This window comes from Pseudosulfitobacter sp. SM2401, assembly GCF_042932805.1.
Lineage (GTDB): Bacteria > Pseudomonadota > Alphaproteobacteria > Rhodobacterales > Rhodobacteraceae > Ascidiaceihabitans.
Genome location: NZ_CP170633.1, coordinates 3002515 through 3025498, shown reverse-complemented (window position 1 = coordinate 3025498; position 22984 = coordinate 3002515). Strand labels below are relative to the sequence as shown.

The window sequence follows — 22984 nt, the reverse complement described above, 5'->3', positions numbered from 1 at the left end:
TCTGCGTTGGTCACTCAGCCCTTGAACCCGCGCGAAAACACGCCAATTGTCGGTGATGAAAGCGAGTCCTCTATGCACAACGCCCAATCTGACACCACAGACGTTGCCTTGGTGAACGCGGCTCCTGACGTGCGTTCGCGCCCCAAACTAGAGGGCGGCAAGCCGTTCGTGTTGGAGACCGAATTTTCGCCAGCCGGGGATCAACCCACCGCGATCAAAGAGCTGGTCGCAGGTGTGACAGATGGCGATCGCAATCAGGTATTGTTGGGTGCGACGGGCACGGGTAAAACGTTCACCATCGCGAAAGTGATTGAGGAAACGCAGCGCCCTGCGATCATTCTGGCCCCGAACAAAACGCTGGCCGCCCAGCTTTATGGCGAATTCAAAGGGTTCTTTCCCGACAACGCGGTCGAGTATTTCGTCAGCTTTTATGACTACTATCAGCCCGAAGCCTACGTCGCCCGCTCAGACACCTACATCGAAAAAGAATCGCAAATTAACGAACAAATCGACCGCATGCGCCACTCGGCCACACGGGCGTTGCTGGAACGTGACGATGTGATCATTGTCGCGTCGGTGTCGTGCATTTACGGCATCGGTTCGGTCGAAACCTACGGGGCGATGACCCAGGATTTGAAAGTCGGCGAATCCTACGATCAGCGTCAGGTCATCACCGATCTGGTTGCCCAAGCCTACAAGCGCAACGACCAAGCGTTTTTCCGTGGCGCGTTCCGCGTGCGCGGCGATTCACTAGAAATCTTTCCGGCACACTTGGATGACCGTGCGTGGCGCCTGTCGTTCTTTGGCGAAGAACTGGAAAGCATCACAGAATTTGACCCGTTGACTGGCGAGAAAACCGCCAACCTCGAACACATCCGCGTCTACGCCAACAGTCACTATGTGACGCCAAAACCGGCCATGTCCCAAGCGATCATAAGCATCAAAAAGGAACTGCGCATCCGGTTGGACCAGCTGGTGGGCGAGGGCAAATTGCTTGAGGCACAGCGGCTCGAGCAGCGTACCAATTTTGATCTCGAGATGCTGGAGGCCACTGGTATTTGCAACGGCATCGAAAACTATTCACGCTATCTGACGGGGCGCGCGCCGGGTGAACCGCCCCCCACATTGTTCGAATTTATCCCGGATCACGCCATTGTTTTTGCTGATGAATCCCACGTTTCAGTTCCGCAAATCGGCGGCATGTACAAAGGTGACTTTAGGCGCAAGATGACGCTGTCTGAACACGGCTTCCGACTGCCGTCTTGCATGGACAACCGTCCGCTGAAGTTCGAGGAATGGGACGCAATGCGCCCGCAATCAGTGTTCGTATCCGCGACCCCGTCGTCTTGGGAAATCGACCAAGCCGGCGGTGTGTTTGTCGAACAAGTGATCCGCCCGACGGGTTTGCTTGACCCACCCGTAGAAATCCGACCCGTCGACACGCAGGTCGATGATTTGCTTGATGAGGTGCGCAAAGTGACGGCCGCAGGCATGCGCACGCTTTGCACCACTTTGACCAAACGCATGGCCGAAGATTTGACCGAATACATGCACGAACAGGGCATCAAAGTGCGCTACATGCACAGTGATATCGACACGTTGGAACGCATCGAAATCCTGCGCGATTTGCGCCTTGGGGCCTTCGATGTGCTGATCGGGATCAACCTGTTGCGCGAAGGTTTGGACATTCCGGAATGTGGATTGGTGGCTATTCTGGACGCTGACAAAGAGGGCTTTTTGCGCTCTGAAACTTCGCTGGTGCAGACCATTGGCCGTGCGGCCCGTAACGCTGACGGGCGCGTGATCATGTACGCAGACCGGATCACCGGATCGATGGAGCGTGCCTTGGGCGAAACCAACCGTCGCCGTGAAAAACAGAACGCCTACAACATCGAACACGGTATCACGCCGTTGACCGTTAAAAAGAACGTCGACGACGTTTTGGCGGGGCTTTACAAAGGCGACACAGATCAATCGCGCATCACCGCGAAGATCGACAACCCTCTTGCGGGGGGCAATCTGGCGACGGTCCTGGATGGGTTGCGCACGGATATGCGCAAAGCGGCAGAGAACCTTGAATTCGAAGAAGCCGCCCGATTGCGCGACGAAGTCAAACGTCTGGAAGCGGTCGATCTGGCCATCGCCGATGATCCGATGGCGCGCCAATATGCCGTGGATAAGGCGGTCGAGGATGCCAAGAAATCTTCGGGTCGTTCAACCTTGGGGCGCGGCGGAATGCGTGGCGGGGTCAAACGGCGGGGGCGCTAGGGAAACTGCACGGGCGTGTCGCCTTCAACCCACTGCGGATATTTGTGCATAATGCCCGCAAAGGCGTCAGAGTCCAGAAAACGCCGCAACCACGCCTGTAAATCTGGCCAAGGCTGCGCGTCAAACCACGCTTTGTCAATGAACGCGAATTGGCGCACAAACGGCAAAATCGCGTAGTCTGCAAGTGTAGGGTGCTCGAATATCCAACCGGTTATCTGATCGTCCAGATCACCCAAGAATTGCGCCGCAATTACGCGGTGTTCACCTGCATCGCTACCGGGATAGCGGCTGGCATATTTGGTCCGATCCAATGCGTTTTTGAACGGTCCGTCCGCACGCGCTATCCAATCCCATCCGGTGCGTGGCATCGCCATCCAACGATCAGGATCGTTTTGCGTCAGCGCCCAAACCATCACGTCCAGACTTTCGTCGATGACCGTGTCATTTAACTGCAAACACGGCACCGTAGCCGATGGGCTGATATTCAAAAACGCTTGCGGTTTGTCCTTTAGAACGATTTCGCGCAGCTCAACTTTTTGCCCCGCATGTGCCAAGGCAAGCCGCGCACGCATCGCATAAGGGCATCGACGGAATGAATACAGAACCGGGATCATGCGGACATCCTAAATGCTGCGCAGTTGTTGCACAACGCGAACGAACGGGGCAGGGTTCTAGCGATTGTTCAGCCCGTCAGGATCAAACGCCGTGCCAAAAATCGCGACCCTCTCGATGTACGATGTGCCTGTCGTCCAGCACCACACCGATGCCCTTTGGCGCGCGATTGCGGCAGAGCTACAAAACGCTGGCGTAGACGCGCCGCGTGGGCTGACGCGCGGGGCCGACGACTGGGATGTCTGGCAGGGCCCTGATTTACTGTTCAGTCAAACCTGTGGGTTCCCCTTTGTCAGCAAGCTTGAGGGGCATGTGACCCTGATCGGCACGCCGGATTATGGCGTAATTCCAGACAAACCCGGATGGTACAACAGCAAGGTCATTTGCCGCGCTGATGACCTGCGTGGTGACCTTGGTGCATTCAAAGGTGCCCGTTTTGCCTACAACGATCTGGCCAGCCAGTCGGGTGTCATGAGCATCATGTATTTGCTGCATCACACGCTGGGCGACGCCCGTCATTTCGGGTCCTGCATCCCGTCAGGCGGGCACGCACTGTCGGCGCAAATGGTTTCGCAGGGCGAGGCGGATATTGCGGCTGTCGACAGCGTCACGTGGTTGAACATTTTACGTGACCAGCCTGATCTGAACTTGCGTGTTTTGGCCGAAACAGACCCCACCCCCGGACTGCCCTACATCACGCATGTTGATCATGACGCTGACGTGTTTGCGCGCGCTGTCGAAACGGCGATTGAGGGGCTGGAACAAACGACAAAAGACGCGCTGTATCTAAGTGGTTTCTGGCGCTCGGATCCCGCTGATTACGCACTGGTTCGCCAGAGGGCCAAGGCCGCGACGCCTGTTTTTCAAACCCATTTTCCGGGCCATCAGCCGCTGAGCAACTGACCGCGCTACGTTTCTTGCAGACGGGCCAGCACGTCCAAACCTTGTTGGTTTAGGAAGTGCAGGATGTCGATGAAGATCCAGTTTTCCGCCAGCTTGTCGCCGTCGCGCCGGTAGATGTCGACAACGCGCATGTCGGCCCGCACACTGCCATTTCCGGGCATGCCCAGGTATCCACCCAAAGGGGTCAGCGTCAGATTGGGCCACCCGAAAAAGCCACCATACGTGCCCTCGGCAAAGCGGGCCAAATGACCGTTAAATTCACGGTTGCCCAACTGACGGCGAAACGGTTGCTGGTGTTGCTCGACGTAGCGATCAATTGTGAACGTAGCGCCAATCCCTTCGGGTCCCCACCACAGCATGTCGTCGCGCCAACAGCGTTCCAGCTCTTGTTGCGGGGTGGCATCGCGCGGCAAGTCGACATCATCGGCGTTGGAATTGGCGGCGATATCGCCGATCATTCTGTTGATCAGATCAAGAGTATCTTTGCCGGCCTGCGTGTCTTGTTCATCAAACAACAAACCGTCGTGTGTGGCGGGCCCCGGTTGCACCAAATGCATGCCTGTTTGGGGCGGCATCGGGTTGACGCCAGCCTGTGACATCAGGTGCAGCAGATCAAAGAAGCAGGCGGTTTCAACAATTTTGTCGCCAACCACGCGGTTGAATTCGGCGTAGCGGTACATGACGATTTTGCGGGTCGCGCGGATGCCCAGAAATGGCGCGTCAAACAGCGCCAGCATGTGCCCCATCGAGGCGACCCAGACATCGTCCCCGCCGGTGTTACGACCGGCAAAGAACACATCCTGACGGCGCTGGACGGATTTCATCGAGGTCAAAAACGGTGTCCAATAGGTCTGCGCAACGGCGTGCGCGCCCGTTTGTTCGTGAAACGGATGCAGCCCACGCCAGTGCCAATCGGCACTTGTGTGCGCGCCCAATGCGTCAGCGACAGTTTCGGGCGTCGCCTGCGCAATGCGATCATAATGCGCCAAAACGATTGCTTTGGCGTCTTGCAACGTTGTTTTCATAGAGTTGTCTTAACCTTTGACCGCGCCGGCTGTTAGGCCCGAAACGATTTGACGTTGGAAGAACATGATCATCACAAACAGCGGGGCGGTGACGGACACAACCGCTGCAACCGCGAACATCACGTTGCCTTTGGTTTGGGTGGTGCCAAGGAACGAGGCCAGTTTCGGCACCATCGTCTGGTTTTCCTTGCTGAGCAGGATCGAGGTCACGGCGAAATCGTTGTACGCCAGCAGGAACGAAAACAGCCCCGTGGTGATCACACCTGGCCACATCACCGGGATGATCACGTGGCGAAAGGCTTGGAAACGCGTGCATCCGTCAACCATGGCGCTTTCGTCCAGATCCTTGGGAATGTTACGAAAGAACGACGTCAGCATCCACAGCGTGAACGGTTGGTTGATCGCGACCAGAACGATGATTGTGGTGCTTAGGTGCCCCCAAAGGTTCCACTGAAAGAACGGCAGTAAGTAACCCGACACCAGCGTGATCGGCGGCATCGCGCGAAAGATCAGTGCGAACAGCAGAAACCAGAACGCGTAGCGGTGGTTTGATCGCGACAAAGCGTAGCCGCCCAATGTGCCAAAGGTCAGCGAGATGGTCACGACAGCGACGCACACAACAAAGGTGTTCAGCGCAGAGCGTCCGAACCCTTCTTGAACCCACGCGCCGAAATAGCCGCCGCCGGTGAAGGTGGCGCCGGTTTCGACTTGGGTCAGAGTGCCTCTGAGGGATTGCGCCCAATCGGCTTTGGAAAAGAAATCGCCCTCGACCTTAAAGCTGCCCCAGAGGGTCCAAAGAAAGGGGAAGGCGGCCAAAACCAGCCAGAACATCAAAAAGGCGGTGGCGATGAATTGAACGCTGAATGGGCGTTTGTTTGCTACGGACATGTGCGTTTTCCCTTACCGGCCAGTGCCAAAATCGCGCCATGTGCGCACAAGAACCGGCGACAGCAGCAGCGCCACCCCGATTATAGTCAAAACCGATGTTGCGGCAGCAGAGGACAGCAACTGCGTTTCACCGTTCAGGTCACTAAAGATTGCATACGACAGCGAGAATGCATGCGCTTCGGCCGAGAAACTGACGATGGGTTCGAACACCCTGAAATTGTCCATCAGCTGGATCAGCGCCACAAATGTCACCAACGGAAACAGATGCGGGATCACGACGTAACGGATGCGCTGCCAGCGGGTGGCCCCATCGATCATCGCCGCCTCAAGTGTGTCCTGGTTCACAGTTTGCAGGCCTGCGTAAAACACGACGAATGCAAACGGAGCAGAGTGCCAGACGCCGTAAAACATCAGCATGATCCACATCAGCGGGGTCGATGCCTTGACCGATAAGGTTGGATCGTTCGCCAGCCATTGCAGCCCGGTTCCGAGGATACCGCGCGCATCCACCATCCAGAAAATCACCAACGCGCCAACCAGCGGCGTGACGATAAATGGCAAAAGCGAAAAGAAGATCGTGGGACCTTTGAGCGCCTTGGCGACCGAGTTAATGGCCACGGCAATCATGAATCCCAAAATGATTGTCAGCGGGGTGACGACGCCTGTGTAGGTCAGCGTGAACGCCATCGCTTTGTAAAACGGCAGGTTCATCAGTGCTGCGCCAAAATTCGGCAAACCGTCCGCATCAACCCAAGCAGAGGACACTTCGCTGAACGCCAAATGGTTGCGATCGGTGTAGATCTGCATGCCGACGAATTTGCCCAAAGGCTGTGCATCGCGCAGGGCGGCGGTCGCTTCTTGGTCGATAGAGGATACGGTTTTGCAGCCAAACGGACCACAGTTTTTGACCTCGACGATCACCTGTTCGTGGCTGGCGTACATGGATTGGGTCACCACCGATACAATCGGCATCGCGATGAACAAAAGCATCAAAAAGGCGGACGGCAAGACAAACCAAAGGAAGGTACGGTGTTTCATATCGCTCTCGCTTGATGCTGGAAATCTTGGGTAGGTTGAGGAGGGGCGAACCCCTCCTCAGAATGGCGACCTTATTTCAGGAAGCCTTTTTCTTTTGCAGCAGCGGTATAGGCCGCTTCAGCGTCTGCCAGCGCTTGCTCGGCAGATTCGGTGCCTTTCAAGAAGTCCGCGATGTTGTCACCCAACGCTGTGTGCAACAGGCCTTGGAACGGGATCATCGGGTAGGGCGTGGATCCCGCTTGAACCGAGGCCAAAACGCCTTCGTTCACGGCTTCTGGCGTGTATCCTTCCATCAACCAAACGGCTTCGGACATGGTTTTGTCGTTCAGCAGGCTTGGGGAGGTGGCGTGCGCCAGTGCTTGGAACGTCGCTGCTGCGTCTGCATCAGAGATGTTTTTCGCAACGGTCCAGCCGTCCCACCACAATGTTGTGGCTGGTGTGCCGCTGTCGCCAACAGTCAAAGGACCGCCCGGTTTGGTGTTGGAATACACCATTTCTTCGGAACCTTCGGCGTCCATCAGGTTGCCCGCGCGCGAGCCCCACATGTTCATCAAGGCGACGTTGCCTGCTTCCCATTCCGCGTTTGTCGCGTTGGAATCATGCGTCAGATAGTCGGGGTTCATGTAGGCCGTCAGCGCCTTCATTGTTTCCAGCGCCAACACGCCTTGGGCGTTGTTGATCGATACTTCGGCAGTGCCTGCTTTAAAGAATTCGCCGCCAGTACCGATGTACATGTTGGTGAATTCCTGGGCCAGATTCCAACCCGCTTTGTATGCGCCACCCACCGGGTTTTCCATGATGCCCGCAGCACGGATTTTTTCCGCGGCTGCAAGAACTTCTTCGTAAGATGTTGGCACGGCAACGCCAGCTTTTTCCAGAACGTCGGCGCGGTACACAAGATGCTGCGCGTTTGCCATAAACGCGACGGCCATGACCTTGCCGTCAACTGTGATTAACTGGCGCGCAGGGATGTCTTGACCGTATTTTGCGACCAGATCGTCCAACGGGCGCACAACGTCTTCATTGATCAGGGCCACGATAGAAGAGTTGGCAACAATCGCGGATGTGTATTCGGCTGGGTTGCCTGACATGCCCGCGAGGTTGATTTTTTGGTGATCCGCGGTGAGGTTCGATTTCGCCTCGGATGCGCCGGCGGCACACTCAAGGGCTGACGTTGCAACCGATTGGATCGCGGCAAATTCGTTGCCGACGATGGACACGCGACCATCTGTGATTGCACAGGCGTGGCCATCTGCCAAAACCGTCGTGCCGGCCAAAACCGCAAATGCAGTTCCAAGCGTGGCTGTTTTGATAATCTTCATAGGTTAAGAACCTCCCGATGTTCTTTGATTGGTCGGATTTTCCGACGCGTTCTAAAGGCACGGTGTCACCACCGCTGGATCAACTTTAGCGCAGGCACCCGAATCGAGGTTCCTTTGCATACGTTTGCAAGTTAACCCTGTGATTTGACCCTCTGGCAAGCATTTTTGTGAAAAATCGAAAAAAACATGCCTCTTTAAAATAAGGGGTTGTTCCGCAAAACGATTCAAGTCAGTGTTTTGCAAACGTATGCAAGAACGGGAGTCCGTTATGGCCGAAATTCAACTGCGCAATCTCCACAAGCGGTGGGGATCCTTTGTTGGGGTTGCCGATTTTAACCTGACCATCGCGGATCAGGAGTTCCTGGTTTTGCTTGGCCCGTCGGGCTGCGGCAAGACCACAACGATGCGTATGATCGCAGGTCTAGAGGATGCGACCAGCGGCGATATTCTGGTCGATGGTAAGCGGATCAACGATCTGGATCCCAAGGATCGCGACGTGGCGATGGTGTTCCAATCCTACGCCCTGTACCCGAATATGAACGTTTGGGAGAACATCCGCTTTCCACTAAAAGTGCGCGGCGTGCCCGTTTCTGAACATGCCGAGCGTGTCGCGCGGGCCTCTGCCATGGTCGAACTGGATGATTTCCTTGATCGTAAACCGGCTGAATTGTCAGGCGGTCAGCGTCAGCGCGTCGCCTTGGCCCGTGCGGTTGTACGCGAACCCAATGTGTTCTTGATGGATGAACCGTTGTCGAACTTGGATGCCAAACTGCGGGTGTCCACGCGCGCACAGATCAAGAACCTCAGCCACGAATTGAAAACCACAACCGTCTACGTGACGCACGATCAGATCGAGGCGATGACCCTCGCAGACCGCGTCGTGGTCATGAACGCGGGTGTGGTGCAACAGGTCGGCACACCTACCGACATTTACGACAATCCGGCCAACACATTTGTTGCGGGTTTCATCGGCAGTCCAGCAATGAACTTGGTCGATGGCGTGCTGGAAAATGGCACGTTCACGGCGGAAAATTTGTCGATCCCAGGATTGCGCGACGATCATAGCGGCCCTGTCACTTTGGGGTTCCGCGCCGAAGATGCGACTGTTGCCGACAGCGAGGCGCAGGCCAATTCCACCGTCTATTCTCTAGAGCTATTGGGCGAGGCCACGATGGTCACGATGCGGGCCGGCAAAACCATTCTGTCGGTGAAATCCGGCAAGGAATACCGCGTCGACATCGGCGACGCCGTCAGCGCCAACATTCCCGCTGAAATCTGCCACCTCTTTGACGCCAAAACCGGAGACCGTTTGTGACCAAATACGACGCAGCACACGCAGAAAAAACAGCGCAATCCCTTGCAGCGGTCAAGCGGATGGAAGACGCGCTTGGTGCCAACGAAATGGACATGACGCCGTATTTCACCGATGGGTTCACGTGGCGTGGCAACCAAGGCTCAGGCACCAAAAAAGGCATCGCTGAATTTCAACGCAACTGGCAATTCCCGTTGCGTGCGGCGTTCACGGATCGTGATTATGTCACCGAACATTTCATGGCGGACGGTGAATGGGCCTCGTGTTTCGGCCACATCGAGGGCACGCATTCCGGCACCTTCATGGGCATCCCTGCGACCGGAAAACGCGTGAAAATCCCGTACATGGATTTCTGGCGGATTGAGGATGGGCGCATCGCGGACAACCCCGTTTCTGTCGATCTTGCGTCGGTAATGATGCAGCTGGGTGTGGATGTGTTCGGCGGTCACGGCTGGGAAAACTTTGACAATGGCACCCTTACGCCCCCCAAACCCTAAGCGTTTTTCTCGCGGAGCTTCACATGACGATTACCTACCTCAAGACCGGCAAACCCGAAGCAGAGCGCGCAGATGACGACGCCAAAGTCCGCGCCGTTGTCGAAGACACGCTGGCAGATATTGCAACACGCGGCGATGCGGCCGTGCGCGAATTGTCAGCCAAGTTCGACAAATACGAGCCCGCCAATTTCCGTCTGAGCGCCTCCGAGATCGAGGCCGCTATGTCCAAGGTTTCGACCCGCGACATGGCAGACATCAAATACGCGCAAACCCAAATCCGAACCTTCGCCGAGGCCCAACGCGCATCGATGACGGACATTGAAATCGAAACGCAACCGGGGGTGATTTTGGGTCACAAAAACATCCCCGTGCAGTCCGTCGGCTGCTACGTGCCGGGCGGAAAATTCCCGATGGTCGCGTCCGCACACATGTCCGTTTTGACGGCGCAAGTGGCAGGCGTGCCGCGCATCGTCGCCTCGGCCCCACCGCAAAACGGTGAACCGCATCCTGCGATCGTTGCGGCCATGCACATGGGGGGTGCCCACGAAATTTACGTTCTCGGCGGTATGCAAGCCGTCGGCGCAATGGCGCTGGGCACTGAAACGGTTGATCCTGTGCACATGATCGTCGGCCCCGGCAATGCGTTTGTGGCCGAAGCCAAACGTCAGTTGTTTGGCCGTGTCGGGATCGATTTGTTTGCAGGTCCTACCGAAACCATGGTGATTGCAGATGAAACTGTTGATGCGGAATTGTGCGCGACGGATCTGCTGGGCCAAGCGGAACACGGGTACAATTCGCCCGCGGTTTTGTTGACCAACTCCGAAAAACTGGCGCGTGAAACGCTTGCTGAAATTGACCGAATCCTCGAAATTTTGCCCACAGCTGAAACAGCCCGCACCTCGTGGGAGGAATACGGCGAAGTCATCGTTTGCGACACCTACGACGAAATGCTGGCGGTGGCCGAAGATATCGCCTCCGAGCACGTGCAGGTGATGACGGACCGCGATGATTGGTTCTTAGAAAACATGACGTGTTATGGCGCGCTGTTCTTGGGGCCACGTACAAACGTTGCAAATGGCGACAAGGTGATTGGTACGAACCACACCTTACCCACGAAAAAAGCAGGACGTTACACAGGTGGTCTTTGGGTTGGTAAGTTTCTGAAAACACACAGCTATCAACGTATCACCAGTGACGAAGCTGCCGCGCGGGTCGGTGCTTATGGATCGCGCTTGTGTATGCTCGAAGGGTTCGTAGGTCACGCTGAACAATGCAATATTCGCGTACGTCGCTATGGCGGCCAAAACGTGCCATATGGTGCAGCGGCTGACTAAAAAGGACACAGCATGACACTGCCCAAAACCCCATCATTTGACCTCACTGGCAAACGCGCATTGGTCGCGGGTGCGTCCTCGGGTATCGGGCTAGGCTGCGCTGTGGCATTGGCCGAGGGTGGCGCGCATGTGACGCTGGCGGCGCGGTCTGTGGACAAGCTTGAGACCGCAGTTGCTGACATGAAAGCCGCTGGCTTTAGCGCAGATGCATTGGCGATGGATGTGTCTGACGTTGTTGCAACTCAAGCTGCTGTTGCGGCGAACGGCCCTTACGATATCCTCGTGAATTCTGCCGGCTTGGCGATCCATTCGCCGGCTTTGGAAACGACCGAAGCGGATTTTGATGCGGTATCGAACCTGAACATCAAAGGGGCCTATTTCCTGACACGTGCCGTGGCCAAAGGGTTGGTCGAGGCGGGTAAAACAGGGTCGCTGATCAACATCTCGTCCCAGATGGCGCATGTCGGCGGGCCGGATCGGGCGGTCTATTGCGCAACCAAACACGCGGTCGAAGGGTTCACCAAAGCGATGGCAATCGAGTGGGGCCCCGTAGGCATCCGCATCAACACGATCTGCCCGACATTCATCCGCACACCATTGACCGAACCGACATTCAGCGATCCTGAAAAGGTCAAATGGCTGCGCGAGAAAATCAAGCTTGGCCGCACCGGCGAAGTCGCGGACATGATGGGCGCTGTTTTGTATCTGGCATCAGATGCGTCATCCTTGATGACCGGCACGCACATGCTGATCGATGGCGGTTGGACGGCGGACTGATGGCATTGGACAAAGTCACATCCCAACACGTGGCCGATCGCGCGGGCGTCAGCCAATCCGCTGTCAGTCGCGTGTTCACGCCGGGGGCGTCAGCCAGCGCAAAGACGATCGCAAAGGTCAAAGAAGCAGCCGCTGAATTGGGGTACCGCCCGAACATGATGGCACGCGCGATGATCACCGGCAAAAGCCGGATTATCGGCCTGGTCGTCGCCTATCTGGACAACCAGTTTTACCCCGCAGCGCTTGAGCATTTGTCAAATGCACTGCAGGCAAAAGGTTACCACATTCTTGTTTTCACTGCGGGAAATGACCAAAGCCAGATCACCCAAGTGATCGAGGAATTACTGGATTATCAGGTCGACGGGATCATCACGGCATCCGTTGGCATGTCGTCGAATTTGACCAAGCGCTGCTTTGATGCAGGCATTCCTGTGGTCATGTTTAACCGTGCCCAAGATGGCGCGGATGTTGGGTCTGTTACCTCGGCAAATGTCGCAGGCGGGCGCAGCATCGCTGAATTTCTGGTATCCTGCGGGCACACCCGAATTGCCCATATTTCCGGGTGGGAAGGGTCATCAACGGGCCGCGACCGCCTGCAAGGGTTCACCGAAGGATTGGCGGGCGCAGGGCAAACCCCTTTCGCAATCGTTGACGGCATGTATGACCGCGAGGTGGCTGCCAAAGCTGCGCGTGATTTCATGATGCAAGAGGTCGCACCGGACGCGATCTTTGTTGGCAACGACCACATGGCCTTTGCCGTGATGGACACGTTGCGCTACGATTTGGGCCTGCGCATTCCCGATGACATCGCGATTGTCGGCTACGATGATGTGCCGCTCGCCGCTTGGGCCGCCTATAACTTAACGACAGTACGGCAGCCGCTGAACCGCATGGTCGAGGCGACAGTAGACATGTTGCTTGCCCAGATCGACGAGGGCGAAATGGCCCCACGTCGCGTCGAATTCTCTGGCCCGCTGATCCAGCGCGGCACAACTCTGACCCCCAAAGGAACCACCACATGAAGGGTTTTTCAAACCGCTGGAAAGACTTTCCTGACTACATCATCGGCATCACGCAAGAGATTTGGGAACACCGTGGGGTCGGCACGCTGAATCATTATTATTCCGACGACATCCCGGTGCGCTCGCCGATGGGTGTGTCCGTGGGCAACGTCGACGTGATGGCCGCGACCATGGCAACGATCAACGAATTTCCAGATCGCGAATTGCTCGGCGAAGACGTGATCTGGTCCGGCGACGAGGTCGGTGGTTACCTATCCTCGCACCGTTTATTGACCAAGGCGACGCACACACGTGACGGCCAGTTTGGCAAGGCAATGGGCAAGAAATGGGTGGTTCGTGTCATCGCCGATTGCGCGGCCAAAGCGGACACGATTTATGACGAATGGCTGATCCGCGACTACGGCGGATTGGTCCGTCAGTTGGGCATGGACCCCGAAGCGTACACCGCGAATTTGATCGCAGCCGAGGGTGGGGCCGACAATGCCAAGCCAGCGTTCACGCCAGCGATGGACATCGAGGGCGACTACAAAGGCACCGGAAATGATAACGAATGGGGCGCTCGCTACGCCGACATTTTGACCCGTATCATGGCCAATGATTTCACCGTCATCACGAACCAATACGACCGCGCTGTGATCGGCGAATATGCGGGGTCGGTGACATCTATCGGGCGCGAAGGCGTCGATGCATTCTGGGTCGGGCTAAAGTCGTCCTTCCCGAATGCGACGTTCAAAATCCACCATCAGATCGGCATGGACGGCGGGATGCTTTCCCCGCGTGCCGCGATCCGTTGGTCGCTGGACGGCGTGCACGAAGGCTGGGGCAGTTTTGGCAAACCGACCGGCGCGCCTGTGCATGTCATGGGCATGTGCCACGCTGAATTCGGCCCTTTCGGGCCGGACGGCGTTGGCTTGCGTCGCGAATTCGCGCTGTACGACGAAATCGCGATCTGGAAGCAAATTCTGATGCACACCGCCTGAAAATGTTAGGCAAAGGAGAGACAATGACACCTGCCGAGATGGAAGCCCGCATCGTGCGTTACGGCGATCTGCGCCCTTGCAAAACTGCGTTCATTGACGCGCACACGCCGGGCTCGGATCAGAAAGAAAACTTTACTATCATCGGTGGCGGCGTTTCTGAATCTGCGGACCAGCATGTGCATATCAACGACACGCCGGGGTTCAATATCGGCGCTGCGGGCCAACCGCCAAAGTGCCGCAATTCGCTGCACTCTCACACCACAGCCGAAGTGTTTTTTGTGCTGTCAGGTCGCTGGCGATTTTTCTGGGGCCGTTGGGGTGATGCAGGCGAGGTCACGCTAGAAGAAGGCGACATTATCAACATCCCGACCGGCATTTTTCGGGGCTTTGAAAACATCGGCACCGACTACGGGATGATCATGGCTGTCCTTGGTGGTGATGATGCGGGTGGCGGCGTCACATGGGCCCCGCAAGTCATTGAAGATGCACGCGATCACGGATTGGTCTTAGGTGAAAACGGCAAGCTTTACGATACCAAAGCAGGGGCAGTTTTGCCCGACGGCGTAAAGCCAATGCAGGTCTTGGACAGCGAGGCGCTAAAGGCATTTCCGGAACCGACAACCTTGCAAGTCGTGCCCCGTCATGTTGCCCGTTATCACGATTTGATGGCCTATTCAGACAAGCAACCTGCCAAGGTTGTTGGAGCTGACGGTGTGCTGCCGGACAAGCCGGGCTTTGACATTGAACTGCTCTCGCGCACCTCGATTTCACCTGACATGCAGACACATGATCACCATACGGTTTTGATGCCGATGCGTGGCCACTGGCGCCTTGATCATGACGGCGGCACCACGTCTTTGAACCCCGGTGACACAGCGGCAATTCCGCCTAATACCGCCCATGCGCTGTATCCGGCAATGACTGGTGAAGCATCGATTTACCGTGTGTTTTCAAATGACGATCCGGCAGGGGCCACGTGGCAAGGCTAAGGCGTTAGAAAAAGGAACGATTGATATGACCAAAATCCTGACCACCAGCGTGGGCTCTATGCCGCGCACGCAAAAGGTTGTTGATTTCATCTTTGCGCGGGAAAACGAAACGCCATTTGAGCAGGCCGATTTTGACGCCGCCATGACCGAAGCCGTTGATGCAACCGTGGCCCGTCAGGTCGCGTCAGGCATCGATATTGTGAGCGACGGCGAGACCTCCAAGATCAGCTACGCCACGTACGTCAAAGACCGCTACACCGGTTTTGGCGGCGACAGCCCACGCAACGCGCCGGGGGATTTGAAACAGTTCCCGGGCTTTCTGAAACGTCTGGCCGAAGGCGGCGGCACCCCGCAATACGCGCGTCCTATGTGCGTCGGCGATGTGAAATCAAAAGGTCAGGACGAGCTGAACAAAGACATCGCCAACCTCAAGGCTGGCATGGCCAACAACGGGGTTGAGCGCGGTTTTATGAACGCCGCCAGTCCGGGCGTGATTTCGCTATTCCTGCAAAATGATCACTACAAAACGCGCGAAGCCTACCTTGCGGCCCTCGCGGATGTGATGAAAGAAGAATACGAAACCATCGTTGCATCGGGCCTGGATCTGCAACTGGATTGTCCCGATTTGGCCTTGTCCCGCCACATGCTGTTTAACGATCTGTCGGATGCGGAATTCATCAAAATTGCGAACAGTCATGTCGAGGCTTTGAACCACGCGCTGCAAGATATTCCTGCTGAAAAGGTCCGTATTCACATCTGCTGGGGCAATTACGAAGGCCCGCATGTCTGTGACATTCCGATGGCGACGATGTTCGACACGCTGATGTCCGCCAAGGCGCGTTATGTGCTGTTCGAAACCTCGAACCCGCGCCATGGGCACGAATGGACGACGTTTCGTGATCGCAAGGCGGACATTCCTGACGATAAAATCCTCGTTCCGGGTGTTGTCGACACCACGACCAATTTTGTGGAGCATCCCGCATTGGTCCAGCAACGCATTGAACGGTTTGTCGATATCGTCGGGGCAGAGCGGGTTATTGCCGGATCAGACTGCGGGTTCGGAACATTCGCAGGTTTTGGATCGGTCGACCCTGACATCGCCTATGCAAAACTGAAATCACTGTCCGAGGGCGCGGCCCTCGCGTCGACCTGATGGACGCGGCCCTGCTAAAGCTGTTGCGCTCGGTTGATACACCAACTGTGTGCAACGGCATCGAGGTGGCCCAAGGCAAACGTGGCTTCAACGATTTCACCCGCGGCACGATGCTGTGTTCTGCACCTGATGAACCGGCCGTTGTTGGATACGCGTGCACCGCAAAAATCGCGGCGGTGAACCCGCCATCCGAACCCGCAGATGTGATCCGCGCGCGTCGCATGCAATATTACAAAAATATGGCTGAGGCCCCGAAACCCTCTGTCGCGGTGGTCGAGGACACAGATTACCCCCGCGCCATCGGTGCCTATTGGGGCGAGGTCAACACGACCATCCACAAAGGGTTTGGAATGTGCGGCACGCTGACCAACGGCGTCATGCGTGATTTGGGCGACATGGCCGATGGCTATCCGGTGATTGCGGGGTCCATTGGGCCGAGCCACGGGTTTGTGCACGTCCAGGAATTGGACTGTGATGTCGAAATCTTTGGGCTGAAAGTGCGCCCCGGCGATTTGGTCCACGCGGATCGCCACGGTGCCGTCGTTATTCCGGCCGACGTCATTCCCAAGATTGCAGCAGCGATCAAAAAGATGCAGGACACAGAACACCTGATCCTTGGACCTGCTCGCCAAGGCGATTTTGATTTCGAGAAATTCCAAGCCGCGTGGGCCGCGTTCGAGGCCGCCCGCACCTGACACCAAAACGCACCACCAACTTGGTGTGCGTTTACAAATATACCGAAATTACTCGTTACTTTACGTCTCTAATCCGACCTGCCCTGCGCCGTAACACAGGGTCCAGTAATTGGAATGTGTGATGTTCCATTGCTGGGCCACCGCACATCAGGATCGGTTTTTGCACGGCTAAATACAGCACCGCACGGGACAAGAGAACTGCAGCGGCTAGACCTGTTGGTCAGTCCTCGAAATAGAAGCTTTCGCCACTGCAGTCGTTCGTTCGCAAAGGTATTGGTGACCTGGCCTAGAGCTAAAATTGCTCCGTATTTGACGCTGTCGATCACCTTTTCAAAAGGTCTTAAGTTATGTTGAGCTCTGATCGAGAAGATCAAGAAAGCCGGGTGTTGGGAGACAACCTTGGGACGGGTATCGGGATCGTTTCGTTGCCTTCCTGACCAGAGCCAGTGAAATTAAGGTACGTCGAAAACGTCTGCCAAATCCCGAAGGTCTTCCGAAACTTTTACGAAAGTTGACGAAAGGTTAACTTGGCGGAAAAACGAAAACAGCCGGCGCTAAAAAGGCCGGCTGTCGGTAGAAAGTTTTAATTTACAGTCAGTTAGGCTTCGGCCACCCCTGGCGCAAAGGGATATGGCACCTGAAGCCGCCCGCCACCTGTGCGCGTATCGCTTGGTTTTGGTTGTGGAAAATGGGCCAAATCACTGGCGGCAGCGCATGCTGACAGCCACGCGCGGTCCGCAGGTTGGTTGTCTGCCAACCCGTTCGCCACGTAGCGCGCCACCAAGGGGGTCGAGACGCTTGTGCCATTCATCCGCACCATCGACCCGCTGCGTGTTCCTGCGGCAAGCACGCCAAGAAACACCGGACTGTCATCGGCGCGCGCCGAGGCGTCAGGGCCAACCCGATTGGGAACCGTCCGATTGCGCATCGCAGAAATTGGACCTGCGGATGAGTAGTCAGACAGCAAACCGTTGCTTTCGGTCAATGCGCCGACCACCATCGGAACCTTGCCGCTGGCAAACCCGCTAAGCGTTCCGGATCTGCGGATCGGGCAGTCAGAGTCGGGTGGATCAACCGACAAAGGCGCGCCAAATTCGTCAAAACGCACGTAGCAGGCGTTGTCAAAGTAGGCTTGGCGCCCGAAAGGGGGATAGCCGGGCAGGGTTTCATCGCGTTCAATGCGGACTTCGACGTATTGATCGTCTGCAATGTCGCCCTTTTCGAATTCCATCACCCACAGCCCCGAGGGTGCCAGTTTGATACTGGCATTTTGGCTGCTTGTGGGATTGACGGACAAGGTGATTAGACCGCGTTTTGTTGGCGCTGGTTCCATCTCGTAGGCGAGCACCGCAATGACTTCGCCGAATTCGTTGTGCAGTTCTTGTTTGGCCCCCAGCGTTGCGGACACCGCCATGCTTTGCGTGCTGTTGGGGGGGGTGACGCGGACGTTCACGTAGTCCGGCGGCGTTGGGTCCGCGCTGTAGGGCAACCACATCTGCACGTAGTTGCAGGTGTAGTCATCGGGATAAATCCGCAAATCCAAGGCCACACGATCATCGTTGGCCACGTTTTCAAACGACACTGCAGCGTGACAGCGTGACAGATTTGAATTGCCCGCAGGCAAGATAACGCGGATTTCTTGATCCGGCGTCGATTTTAGCTCGCGGTCAATGATGCGCGCAATCAGGCCTGTGCCATCATGCGGGCCGGCAAAGTTCCCGTAGCTAAAGTTCACGACCAACGGCGCAATCGGACCACTTGGCCCGCCAATGCGGATCTTGCGCGATTGACGCAGAATGTAGCGGATGGCGCTGCGCAGGCTGGGCGCAAGGTTGGATCCGCTGGTGTCTTCGGTCACGCGGGTGGGCAATTGCACACCGATGATTGGCCGGTTTTTCGGTGCGTCCATCATGTCGTAACCCGCCGCAAGCGACAGCACATGGGTACCGTGTGATCGCCGGAACGTGGTGGTCGAAAAGAACTTTTGTGCGCGGTTGATGCTGCCGGCTTCGCGGTAGAAACTTTCCTCGTCCAGAAGACCGGAATGCGTGTTCTCGCGCAGCAGCTTGTCGATCTTACGCTTGCTCAGTTTGACGCCAATATCGCCAGCGCCGGGAACATAAGCATCCATGATAAAGATGCCTTCGATCCGCGTTTCCGTCAGCCCGCTTCGGAACTGATTGTGTCCAAAGGCGATGCCGTCATCGATCACCGCCATCGTGATTGTGTCTGCTGGAAACGTATCGTCTTCGGGGGCACCGCCACCGTCCGCACCGACCATCATCGGCATATCCAGCATGGGTGGCTGGACAATCGACCCAAGACTGATCGACGCGACACCAAAACCGTTGCCCACGGTGTTCAGTTGGCGCATGACCGCGGCCTGGGCGTACACCGTGAGAATATGTTCCTCGCCGGGGTACAAGGCATCGTCTTCTGCGTGTTCCTCGGGGATCAAGAATTGCTGGGCAAAACTCGAATCCAAACTATCGTGAAAAGTTGACACAGATGTGCCGTCCAACACGACCAACGCCGACCACCAAATCTCGGCCGGAGTAGCAGAGGCCGTATCGGTGTGGTTCAGTCGAAATTCGGTAACGTTGTCCAGCACATTTGCCGGACCCTGCGCGTTCCATTGAAGCTCCATTGTCGCTTCCTTTCTGTTGTCAGTGAATAAGGGTGATGCGTGTGCTGCGCCTTATTCTTCGACGTCGTTCCACTCCTTCGCGGCTTTGGTCCACAACCACTGCAAGGCAGGGCTGTCGGTTTGCGCGGTGGATGCATCGCGGGTGGTGGTTTCCATCCATTCAGGGCCAGTTATTGGCAGTTTGGCTGTGGTTTCGTCATCCGCAGGGTCGTACATCAGGTGCCAGTTGAAATCGTCACCAGCGTTGAAATTCTTGCCGACAAAGCTGGTGTTGGTAAGCGTGTTTGCACAGCTTTGGCCGGTTTCAAACGTACAGCGGTTGGCGACGTAATCCGCCAAGGTCAGACCCAGAACGGCACCAGCAGCGCTGTCGACCGGGAAATGCACACCGGCAACCGTGCGGTTGATCGCAATGCGCGCAGCTTGGCGCATCAGCATGTCACCAAAGGCAGCAGGTTCGGCGCCACCTGTGTATTGCGGCGCATTGGACAGGCGCAGCAGTTTCCACAACGTGCGGGCCACGATAAACGCTTCGGTTGAGTGACCGCTTGGCAGGGTGCCATGTGTCGGCGTCGGGATCATCGGTTGGATTTGCGGCGAGAACAAAATCGGACGTTTGCAGGCCAACGAGTATTTCACACGCATTTCGACAAAACGGGCAAGACGCAGGACTGTGTTTAGCAGTTCAAGTGTGTGGGGGGTGCGGGCTGGATCAAGAAAGTTGATTGTGGACAAAAAGGAAAACCCACCGCCAATTTGCGTCATGATTTCCGCACCGCGATCAGCTCGTAAATCCGAATATGAAAACAAGAAGCTCAGCTGCTCTTGGAATTGATCAATGGTCGGGGCCGACATATTTACGAGCGGCTGGTAAACGCTGGTAGGAGGAGTCGTGGCACCGGTTGCTTGCGTTTCCAATTGCCAGACTTGGGCACAGGCGGGATCAGTCGCCGTACCAGCAACCGCTGTGAAACCCATCCTCGATGACAATTCATAATCAAAGATATTGGCGCGCACGTCGGTTGACAGTTGGCTCAGGTTTTTGACGTTTTCAGATGCAGGTGGATTGACCGGAAACGGATTTGGCAGTGGAACTCCTGCGATCCCGTCACGATTTGTAATCAGCGCTTCGGTCAGCATCGGAGCATTTTCGCCCCCGCCATATCCGCTATACCCTGAATACCCGCTATAACCCGAGTATCCGCTGTAGCCTGAATATCCGCTATACCCTGAATATCCGCTGTAGCCGCTTTCTGGTGATCCGTTTGACATGAAAATACCTTCCTGTTTATCGATAAATTAATTGTTGAAGTGTTACGTGGGAATTCCGATTTCCCGAAGAGTGTCGGCAAAGCGCTGCCCGTTTTCATAGTCACTGCTGGGTGCGTTTTTCAGCCATTCGCTGACGCGAAGGCCAGGTTGAAGAGACAGCAGTTTGCGCCCTGTTTCACGCGCTGCATCGCCTTGACCCAAGCGCATTTGCGCAACGGCCTTGACCCTAAGTGTTGACGTGTGTGTGCTGTTGGCGCGTAGTGACAAATTTGAAAACTCTAATGCTCGATCGTAATCTTCGGCAGAAATACAAGCCGATGCGGCCAATGATAGGAAGAAAAAGCGCAAAGGATCAAGAGGGGTCAAGTGCAAAGAGCGTTCCGTGTCGCGTACGGCTTCGTCACCTTGGCCACGAAACGCGTACATTGTGCCACGCAACAAACGCCCCACGGCGTCATTCGGGCTAAGATCCAAAGCACGGTCATAGCGTTCTTCTGCATCATCCAATCGGCGCAGCAAGTTGGTCAAAACCTGCCCTTCGGTGACAAGGGCCAGCACGCAATCAGGATCCAGGTCCAACGCGCGCTTGGTGCATTCCATTGCCACTTGGGCTTCGGCCAATGGATCATCGGACCAGCCTTGTTGAACACTCAGAACATGCCACCGCGCCATCCACGCCAGCGGCACCGCTTGATCCGGTGCGCGTTCTATCAACGCCTCGAGCAAGACCCTCGCCTTGTTAAAATCTATCGGTGAAAAGCGGTGCATAAGCACCACCGCGCTCATCATCAGGGTATACGTGTGCAACGTCGGCAGGTGATCCAGATGCGCTTGAGACACCACACCCGCATAAATCGCGCGCTGTACGTTGAACACGATCCACTCGATGGTTTCCGGGGCGTCCAGCATATGGCCGACTTCGTGTGACGCTTGATCGACCCACAAGACGCGACCGGTGGCAACTTCGGACAATTCGACGTCGATCCTGAGACGGTTGTTCAGGTACAGATAACGCCCCGTCAGCACATAGTTGGCGTCCAATGCGCTGCCGATTTCGCTTAGGGATGCGTCGCGATGACGAAACGATGTTGTGGACATGCGCGAAATAACGTTGATCTGTAACGATCGGGACAAAAGCGAGATGACGTCGTCCGCCAGCACTTCGCCCACAACTTTGGTTTCGGGGTCATTGGTTTTGGACATGAACGGGATCACGGCAATCGTTGGCAACAAATCCTGGGGGCTGAGGATCGGTTTCATGATTGCACGTGCGTTGCGTTGCAGTGCCTTAAAGCAGCGGACAGGTTCGTCCAGTTCGGGCAGAATACAATCGCCCATGTCGATGAATTCGCAATCAAGACCTGCCGTGACCGAATTCATCATGTCTGCGGATACGACGATTTCACACGGTCCTGCCAAAATCGCCAAATTTCGAGTGCGATCTGCTTTTGGGTCCGAACTCAGCCCGACATCGACACCAATCCCTAGCGTGATGGCGCGATCATTCGCTGTGTCCATATTGCGCTGGACACACCATCTGTTCAGCTCAAGCGCCGTTTTGATCGCGGTCTTGTGCTGTGCAAATTCCAGCAGCGTACCGCCGACAAAAGATGTGGTGACTTGGCCATCGTCCTTGCCCGACAACAGGCTTTCCAAAAAGCGTGACACTTCCATGCCATACTCGACCAGCTTCATTTGGCGGTCGTGCGGCGCGCCATCGGTTTCGATCAACCGGACAAACAGACGAGCGCCCTGATGATTGAGCAGCCCAAATTCCTGTTCCAGCGAACTCAAAGGCAATGCCTTGAAACCGTTAAAAGTCTGCGCGATCTGATGGGCACGGGTTTCAGAGGCAGGGGCCACCAGCATGTAGCCGCGTTTGGGCACCGTCCGAAGGATCGTACGATCCTTGTCACCAATGGCGCGGCGGATATCCGAAATACACTGCACAAGGCTATCTTCGGTCACGCTGACGTTGGGCCAAACCGCATCCAGCAACGCATCCTTGGTGATCACACCACCCACGTCGCGGGCCAAAATGTTCAGAATCTGTGCGGATTGCGGCCGCAGATTGACCAGCTCGCCCGCTGCATTTTCCAGCAGCTCTTTTTCCACGTCATACAGGTGCGCGCCCAGTGACAAAGGATTTTCTGGCGGAAGGTCATCGATCATGTTGTGTGACGTGTCCCTGTTTCAAGCACATTATTCCGCGCGTTGATACGCCTGGCCGATCAAAAAGCGCTGCATTTG

General features: G+C 56.1%; 19 protein-coding genes. 11 read left to right on the top strand and 8 right to left on the bottom strand.

From position 1 onward, the window contains the following. Nucleotides 1-72: 72 nt before the first annotated feature. Complete coding sequence (uvrB, locus tag ACFIO0_RS14865; RefSeq protein WP_390911183.1) at nt 73-2268, top strand: excinuclease ABC subunit UvrB; 2196 nt, start codon at nt 73-75, stop codon at nt 2266-2268. On the opposite strand, the gene ACFIO0_RS14860 is transcribed toward uvrB, so the two are convergent. Next, nucleotides 2265-2882 (bottom strand): glutathione S-transferase N-terminal domain-containing protein, encoded by a 618-nt coding sequence (locus ACFIO0_RS14860; RefSeq protein WP_390911182.1) that lies wholly within the window; start codon nt 2880-2882, stop codon nt 2265-2267. The two genes, uvrB and ACFIO0_RS14860, sit on opposite strands and share 4 nt — an antisense overlap. Before the next feature lie 64 nt (nt 2883-2946). On the opposite strand from ACFIO0_RS14860, the gene ACFIO0_RS14855 reads away from it, so the two are divergent. Continuing rightward, nucleotides 2947-3783 (top strand): PhnD/SsuA/transferrin family substrate-binding protein, encoded by an 837-nt coding sequence (locus tag ACFIO0_RS14855; protein ID WP_390911181.1) that lies wholly within the window; start codon nt 2947-2949, stop codon nt 3781-3783. A gap of 5 nt (nt 3784-3788) precedes the next feature. Here the strand turns inward: ACFIO0_RS14855 and ACFIO0_RS14850 are convergent, their stop codons facing one another. From ACFIO0_RS14850 to ACFIO0_RS14835, 4 genes are all read right to left on the bottom strand, one after another. Then, nucleotides 3789-4808, bottom strand: a complete 1020-nt coding sequence (locus ACFIO0_RS14850) for a nuclear transport factor 2 family protein (protein ID WP_390911180.1) — start codon at nt 4806-4808, stop codon at nt 3789-3791. Nucleotides 4809-4817: 9 nt separating this feature from the next. Further along, nucleotides 4818-5696 (bottom strand): ABC transporter permease subunit, encoded by an 879-nt coding sequence (locus tag ACFIO0_RS14845; RefSeq protein ID WP_390911179.1) that lies wholly within the window; start codon nt 5694-5696, stop codon nt 4818-4820. Between the two features lie 12 nt (nt 5697-5708). After that, entirely contained in the window at nt 5709-6734 is a 1026-nt protein-coding gene (locus ACFIO0_RS14840) for an ABC transporter permease subunit (protein WP_390911178.1), read from the bottom strand. Between the two features lie 71 nt (nt 6735-6805). Further along, the gene (locus ACFIO0_RS14835; protein WP_390911177.1) at nt 6806-8056 is read right to left on the bottom strand and encodes an extracellular solute-binding protein; all 1251 of its coding nucleotides are present in this window, start codon (nt 8054-8056) and stop codon (nt 6806-6808) included. A gap of 268 nt (nt 8057-8324) precedes the next feature. Here ACFIO0_RS14835 and ACFIO0_RS14830 point away from each other — a divergent pair, with 268 nt between their 5' ends. The 9 genes from ACFIO0_RS14830 to ACFIO0_RS14790 are packed head-to-tail and all read left to right on the top strand — an operon-like array spanning nt 8325 to nt 16815. Further along, nucleotides 8325-9371: a sn-glycerol-3-phosphate ABC transporter ATP-binding protein UgpC gene (locus ACFIO0_RS14830; protein WP_390911176.1), complete on the top strand. Its 1047-nt coding sequence runs from the start codon at nt 8325-8327 to the stop codon at nt 9369-9371. Between the two features lie 59 nt (nt 9372-9430). Further along, nucleotides 9431-9865, top strand: a complete 435-nt coding sequence (locus ACFIO0_RS14825) for an ester cyclase (RefSeq protein WP_390915345.1) — start codon at nt 9431-9433, stop codon at nt 9863-9865. A gap of 23 nt (nt 9866-9888) precedes the next feature. Next, nucleotides 9889-11199 (top strand): histidinol dehydrogenase, encoded by a 1311-nt coding sequence (gene hisD / locus ACFIO0_RS14820; protein WP_390911175.1) that lies wholly within the window; start codon nt 9889-9891, stop codon nt 11197-11199. A gap of 12 nt (nt 11200-11211) precedes the next feature. Then, entirely contained in the window at nt 11212-11976 is a 765-nt protein-coding gene (locus tag ACFIO0_RS14815) for an SDR family oxidoreductase (RefSeq protein ID WP_390911174.1), read from the top strand. Then, nucleotides 11976-12998: a substrate-binding domain-containing protein gene (locus ACFIO0_RS14810; protein ID WP_390911173.1), complete on the top strand. Its 1023-nt coding sequence runs from the start codon at nt 11976-11978 to the stop codon at nt 12996-12998. Before ACFIO0_RS14815 ends, ACFIO0_RS14810 begins: the two co-directional genes overlap by 1 nt. Further along, a complete protein-coding gene (locus ACFIO0_RS14805) occupies nt 12995-13978 on the top strand; it encodes a nuclear transport factor 2 family protein (RefSeq protein ID WP_390911172.1) in 984 nt (327 codons plus the stop codon). The genes ACFIO0_RS14810 and ACFIO0_RS14805 overlap by 4 nt, the downstream gene beginning before the upstream one ends. Before the next feature lie 23 nt (nt 13979-14001). Continuing rightward, nucleotides 14002-14967 (top strand): cupin domain-containing protein, encoded by a 966-nt coding sequence (locus ACFIO0_RS14800; protein ID WP_390911171.1) that lies wholly within the window; start codon nt 14002-14004, stop codon nt 14965-14967. A gap of 25 nt (nt 14968-14992) precedes the next feature. After that, nucleotides 14993-16120: a cobalamin-independent methionine synthase II family protein gene (locus ACFIO0_RS14795; RefSeq protein WP_390911170.1), complete on the top strand. Its 1128-nt coding sequence runs from the start codon at nt 14993-14995 to the stop codon at nt 16118-16120. Continuing rightward, the gene (locus ACFIO0_RS14790) at nt 16120-16815 is read left to right on the top strand and encodes an RraA family protein (RefSeq protein ID WP_390911169.1); all 696 of its coding nucleotides are present in this window, start codon (nt 16120-16122) and stop codon (nt 16813-16815) included. The genes ACFIO0_RS14795 and ACFIO0_RS14790 overlap by 1 nt, the downstream gene beginning before the upstream one ends. A gap of 598 nt (nt 16816-17413) precedes the next feature. Here ACFIO0_RS14790 and ACFIO0_RS14785 read toward each other — a convergent pair. The 3 genes from ACFIO0_RS14785 to ACFIO0_RS14775 are packed head-to-tail and all read right to left on the bottom strand — an operon-like array spanning nt 17414 to nt 22906. Beyond that, entirely contained in the window at nt 17414-19462 is a 2049-nt protein-coding gene (locus ACFIO0_RS14785; protein ID WP_390911168.1) for a S8 family serine peptidase, read from the bottom strand. A gap of 51 nt (nt 19463-19513) precedes the next feature. Further along, on the bottom strand, nt 19514-20734 hold the full coding sequence (locus ACFIO0_RS14780; RefSeq protein ID WP_390911167.1) for a phosphatase PAP2 family protein: 1221 nt from the start codon (nt 20732-20734) through the stop codon (nt 19514-19516). 42 nt (nt 20735-20776) lie between these two features. Next, complete coding sequence (locus ACFIO0_RS14775; protein WP_390911166.1) at nt 20777-22906, bottom strand: winged helix-turn-helix domain-containing protein; 2130 nt, start codon at nt 22904-22906, stop codon at nt 20777-20779. Nucleotides 22907-22984 lie beyond the last annotated feature (78 nt).

Excerpts from the sequence above, each read along its gene's own strand:
- uvrB (WP_390911183.1), top strand. The coding sequence starts at position 73 with ATGCACAACGCCCAATCTGACACCACAGACGTTGCCTTGGTGAACGCG.
- ACFIO0_RS14860 (WP_390911182.1), bottom strand. The coding sequence starts at position 2,882 with ATGATCCCGGTTCTGTATTCATTCCGTCGATGCCCTTATGCGATGCGT.
- ACFIO0_RS14850 (WP_390911180.1), bottom strand. The coding sequence starts at position 4,808 with ATGAAAACAACGTTGCAAGACGCCAAAGCAATCGTTTTGGCGCATTAT.
- ACFIO0_RS14845 (WP_390911179.1), bottom strand. The coding sequence starts at position 5,696 with ATGTCCGTAGCAAACAAACGCCCATTCAGCGTTCAATTCATCGCCACC.
- ACFIO0_RS14840 (WP_390911178.1), bottom strand. The coding sequence starts at position 6,734 with ATGAAACACCGTACCTTCCTTTGGTTTGTCTTGCCGTCCGCCTTTTTG.
- ACFIO0_RS14835 (WP_390911177.1), bottom strand. The coding sequence starts at position 8,056 with ATGAAGATTATCAAAACAGCCACGCTTGGAACTGCATTTGCGGTTTTG.
- ACFIO0_RS14830 (WP_390911176.1), top strand. The coding sequence starts at position 8,325 with ATGGCCGAAATTCAACTGCGCAATCTCCACAAGCGGTGGGGATCCTTT.
- ACFIO0_RS14825 (WP_390915345.1), top strand. The coding sequence starts at position 9,431 with ATGGAAGACGCGCTTGGTGCCAACGAAATGGACATGACGCCGTATTTC.
- hisD (WP_390911175.1), top strand. The coding sequence starts at position 9,889 with ATGACGATTACCTACCTCAAGACCGGCAAACCCGAAGCAGAGCGCGCA.
- ACFIO0_RS14815 (WP_390911174.1), top strand. The coding sequence starts at position 11,212 with ATGACACTGCCCAAAACCCCATCATTTGACCTCACTGGCAAACGCGCA.
- ACFIO0_RS14810 (WP_390911173.1), top strand. The coding sequence starts at position 11,976 with ATGGCATTGGACAAAGTCACATCCCAACACGTGGCCGATCGCGCGGGC.
- ACFIO0_RS14805 (WP_390911172.1), top strand. The coding sequence starts at position 12,995 with ATGAAGGGTTTTTCAAACCGCTGGAAAGACTTTCCTGACTACATCATC.
- ACFIO0_RS14800 (WP_390911171.1), top strand. The coding sequence starts at position 14,002 with ATGACACCTGCCGAGATGGAAGCCCGCATCGTGCGTTACGGCGATCTG.
- ACFIO0_RS14795 (WP_390911170.1), top strand. The coding sequence starts at position 14,993 with ATGACCAAAATCCTGACCACCAGCGTGGGCTCTATGCCGCGCACGCAA.
- ACFIO0_RS14790 (WP_390911169.1), top strand. The coding sequence starts at position 16,120 with ATGGACGCGGCCCTGCTAAAGCTGTTGCGCTCGGTTGATACACCAACT.
- ACFIO0_RS14785 (WP_390911168.1), bottom strand. The coding sequence starts at position 19,462 with ATGGAGCTTCAATGGAACGCGCAGGGTCCGGCAAATGTGCTGGACAAC.
- ACFIO0_RS14780 (WP_390911167.1), bottom strand. The coding sequence starts at position 20,734 with ATGTCAAACGGATCACCAGAAAGCGGCTACAGCGGATATTCAGGGTAT.
- ACFIO0_RS14775 (WP_390911166.1), bottom strand. The coding sequence starts at position 22,906 with ATGATCGATGACCTTCCGCCAGAAAATCCTTTGTCACTGGGCGCGCAC.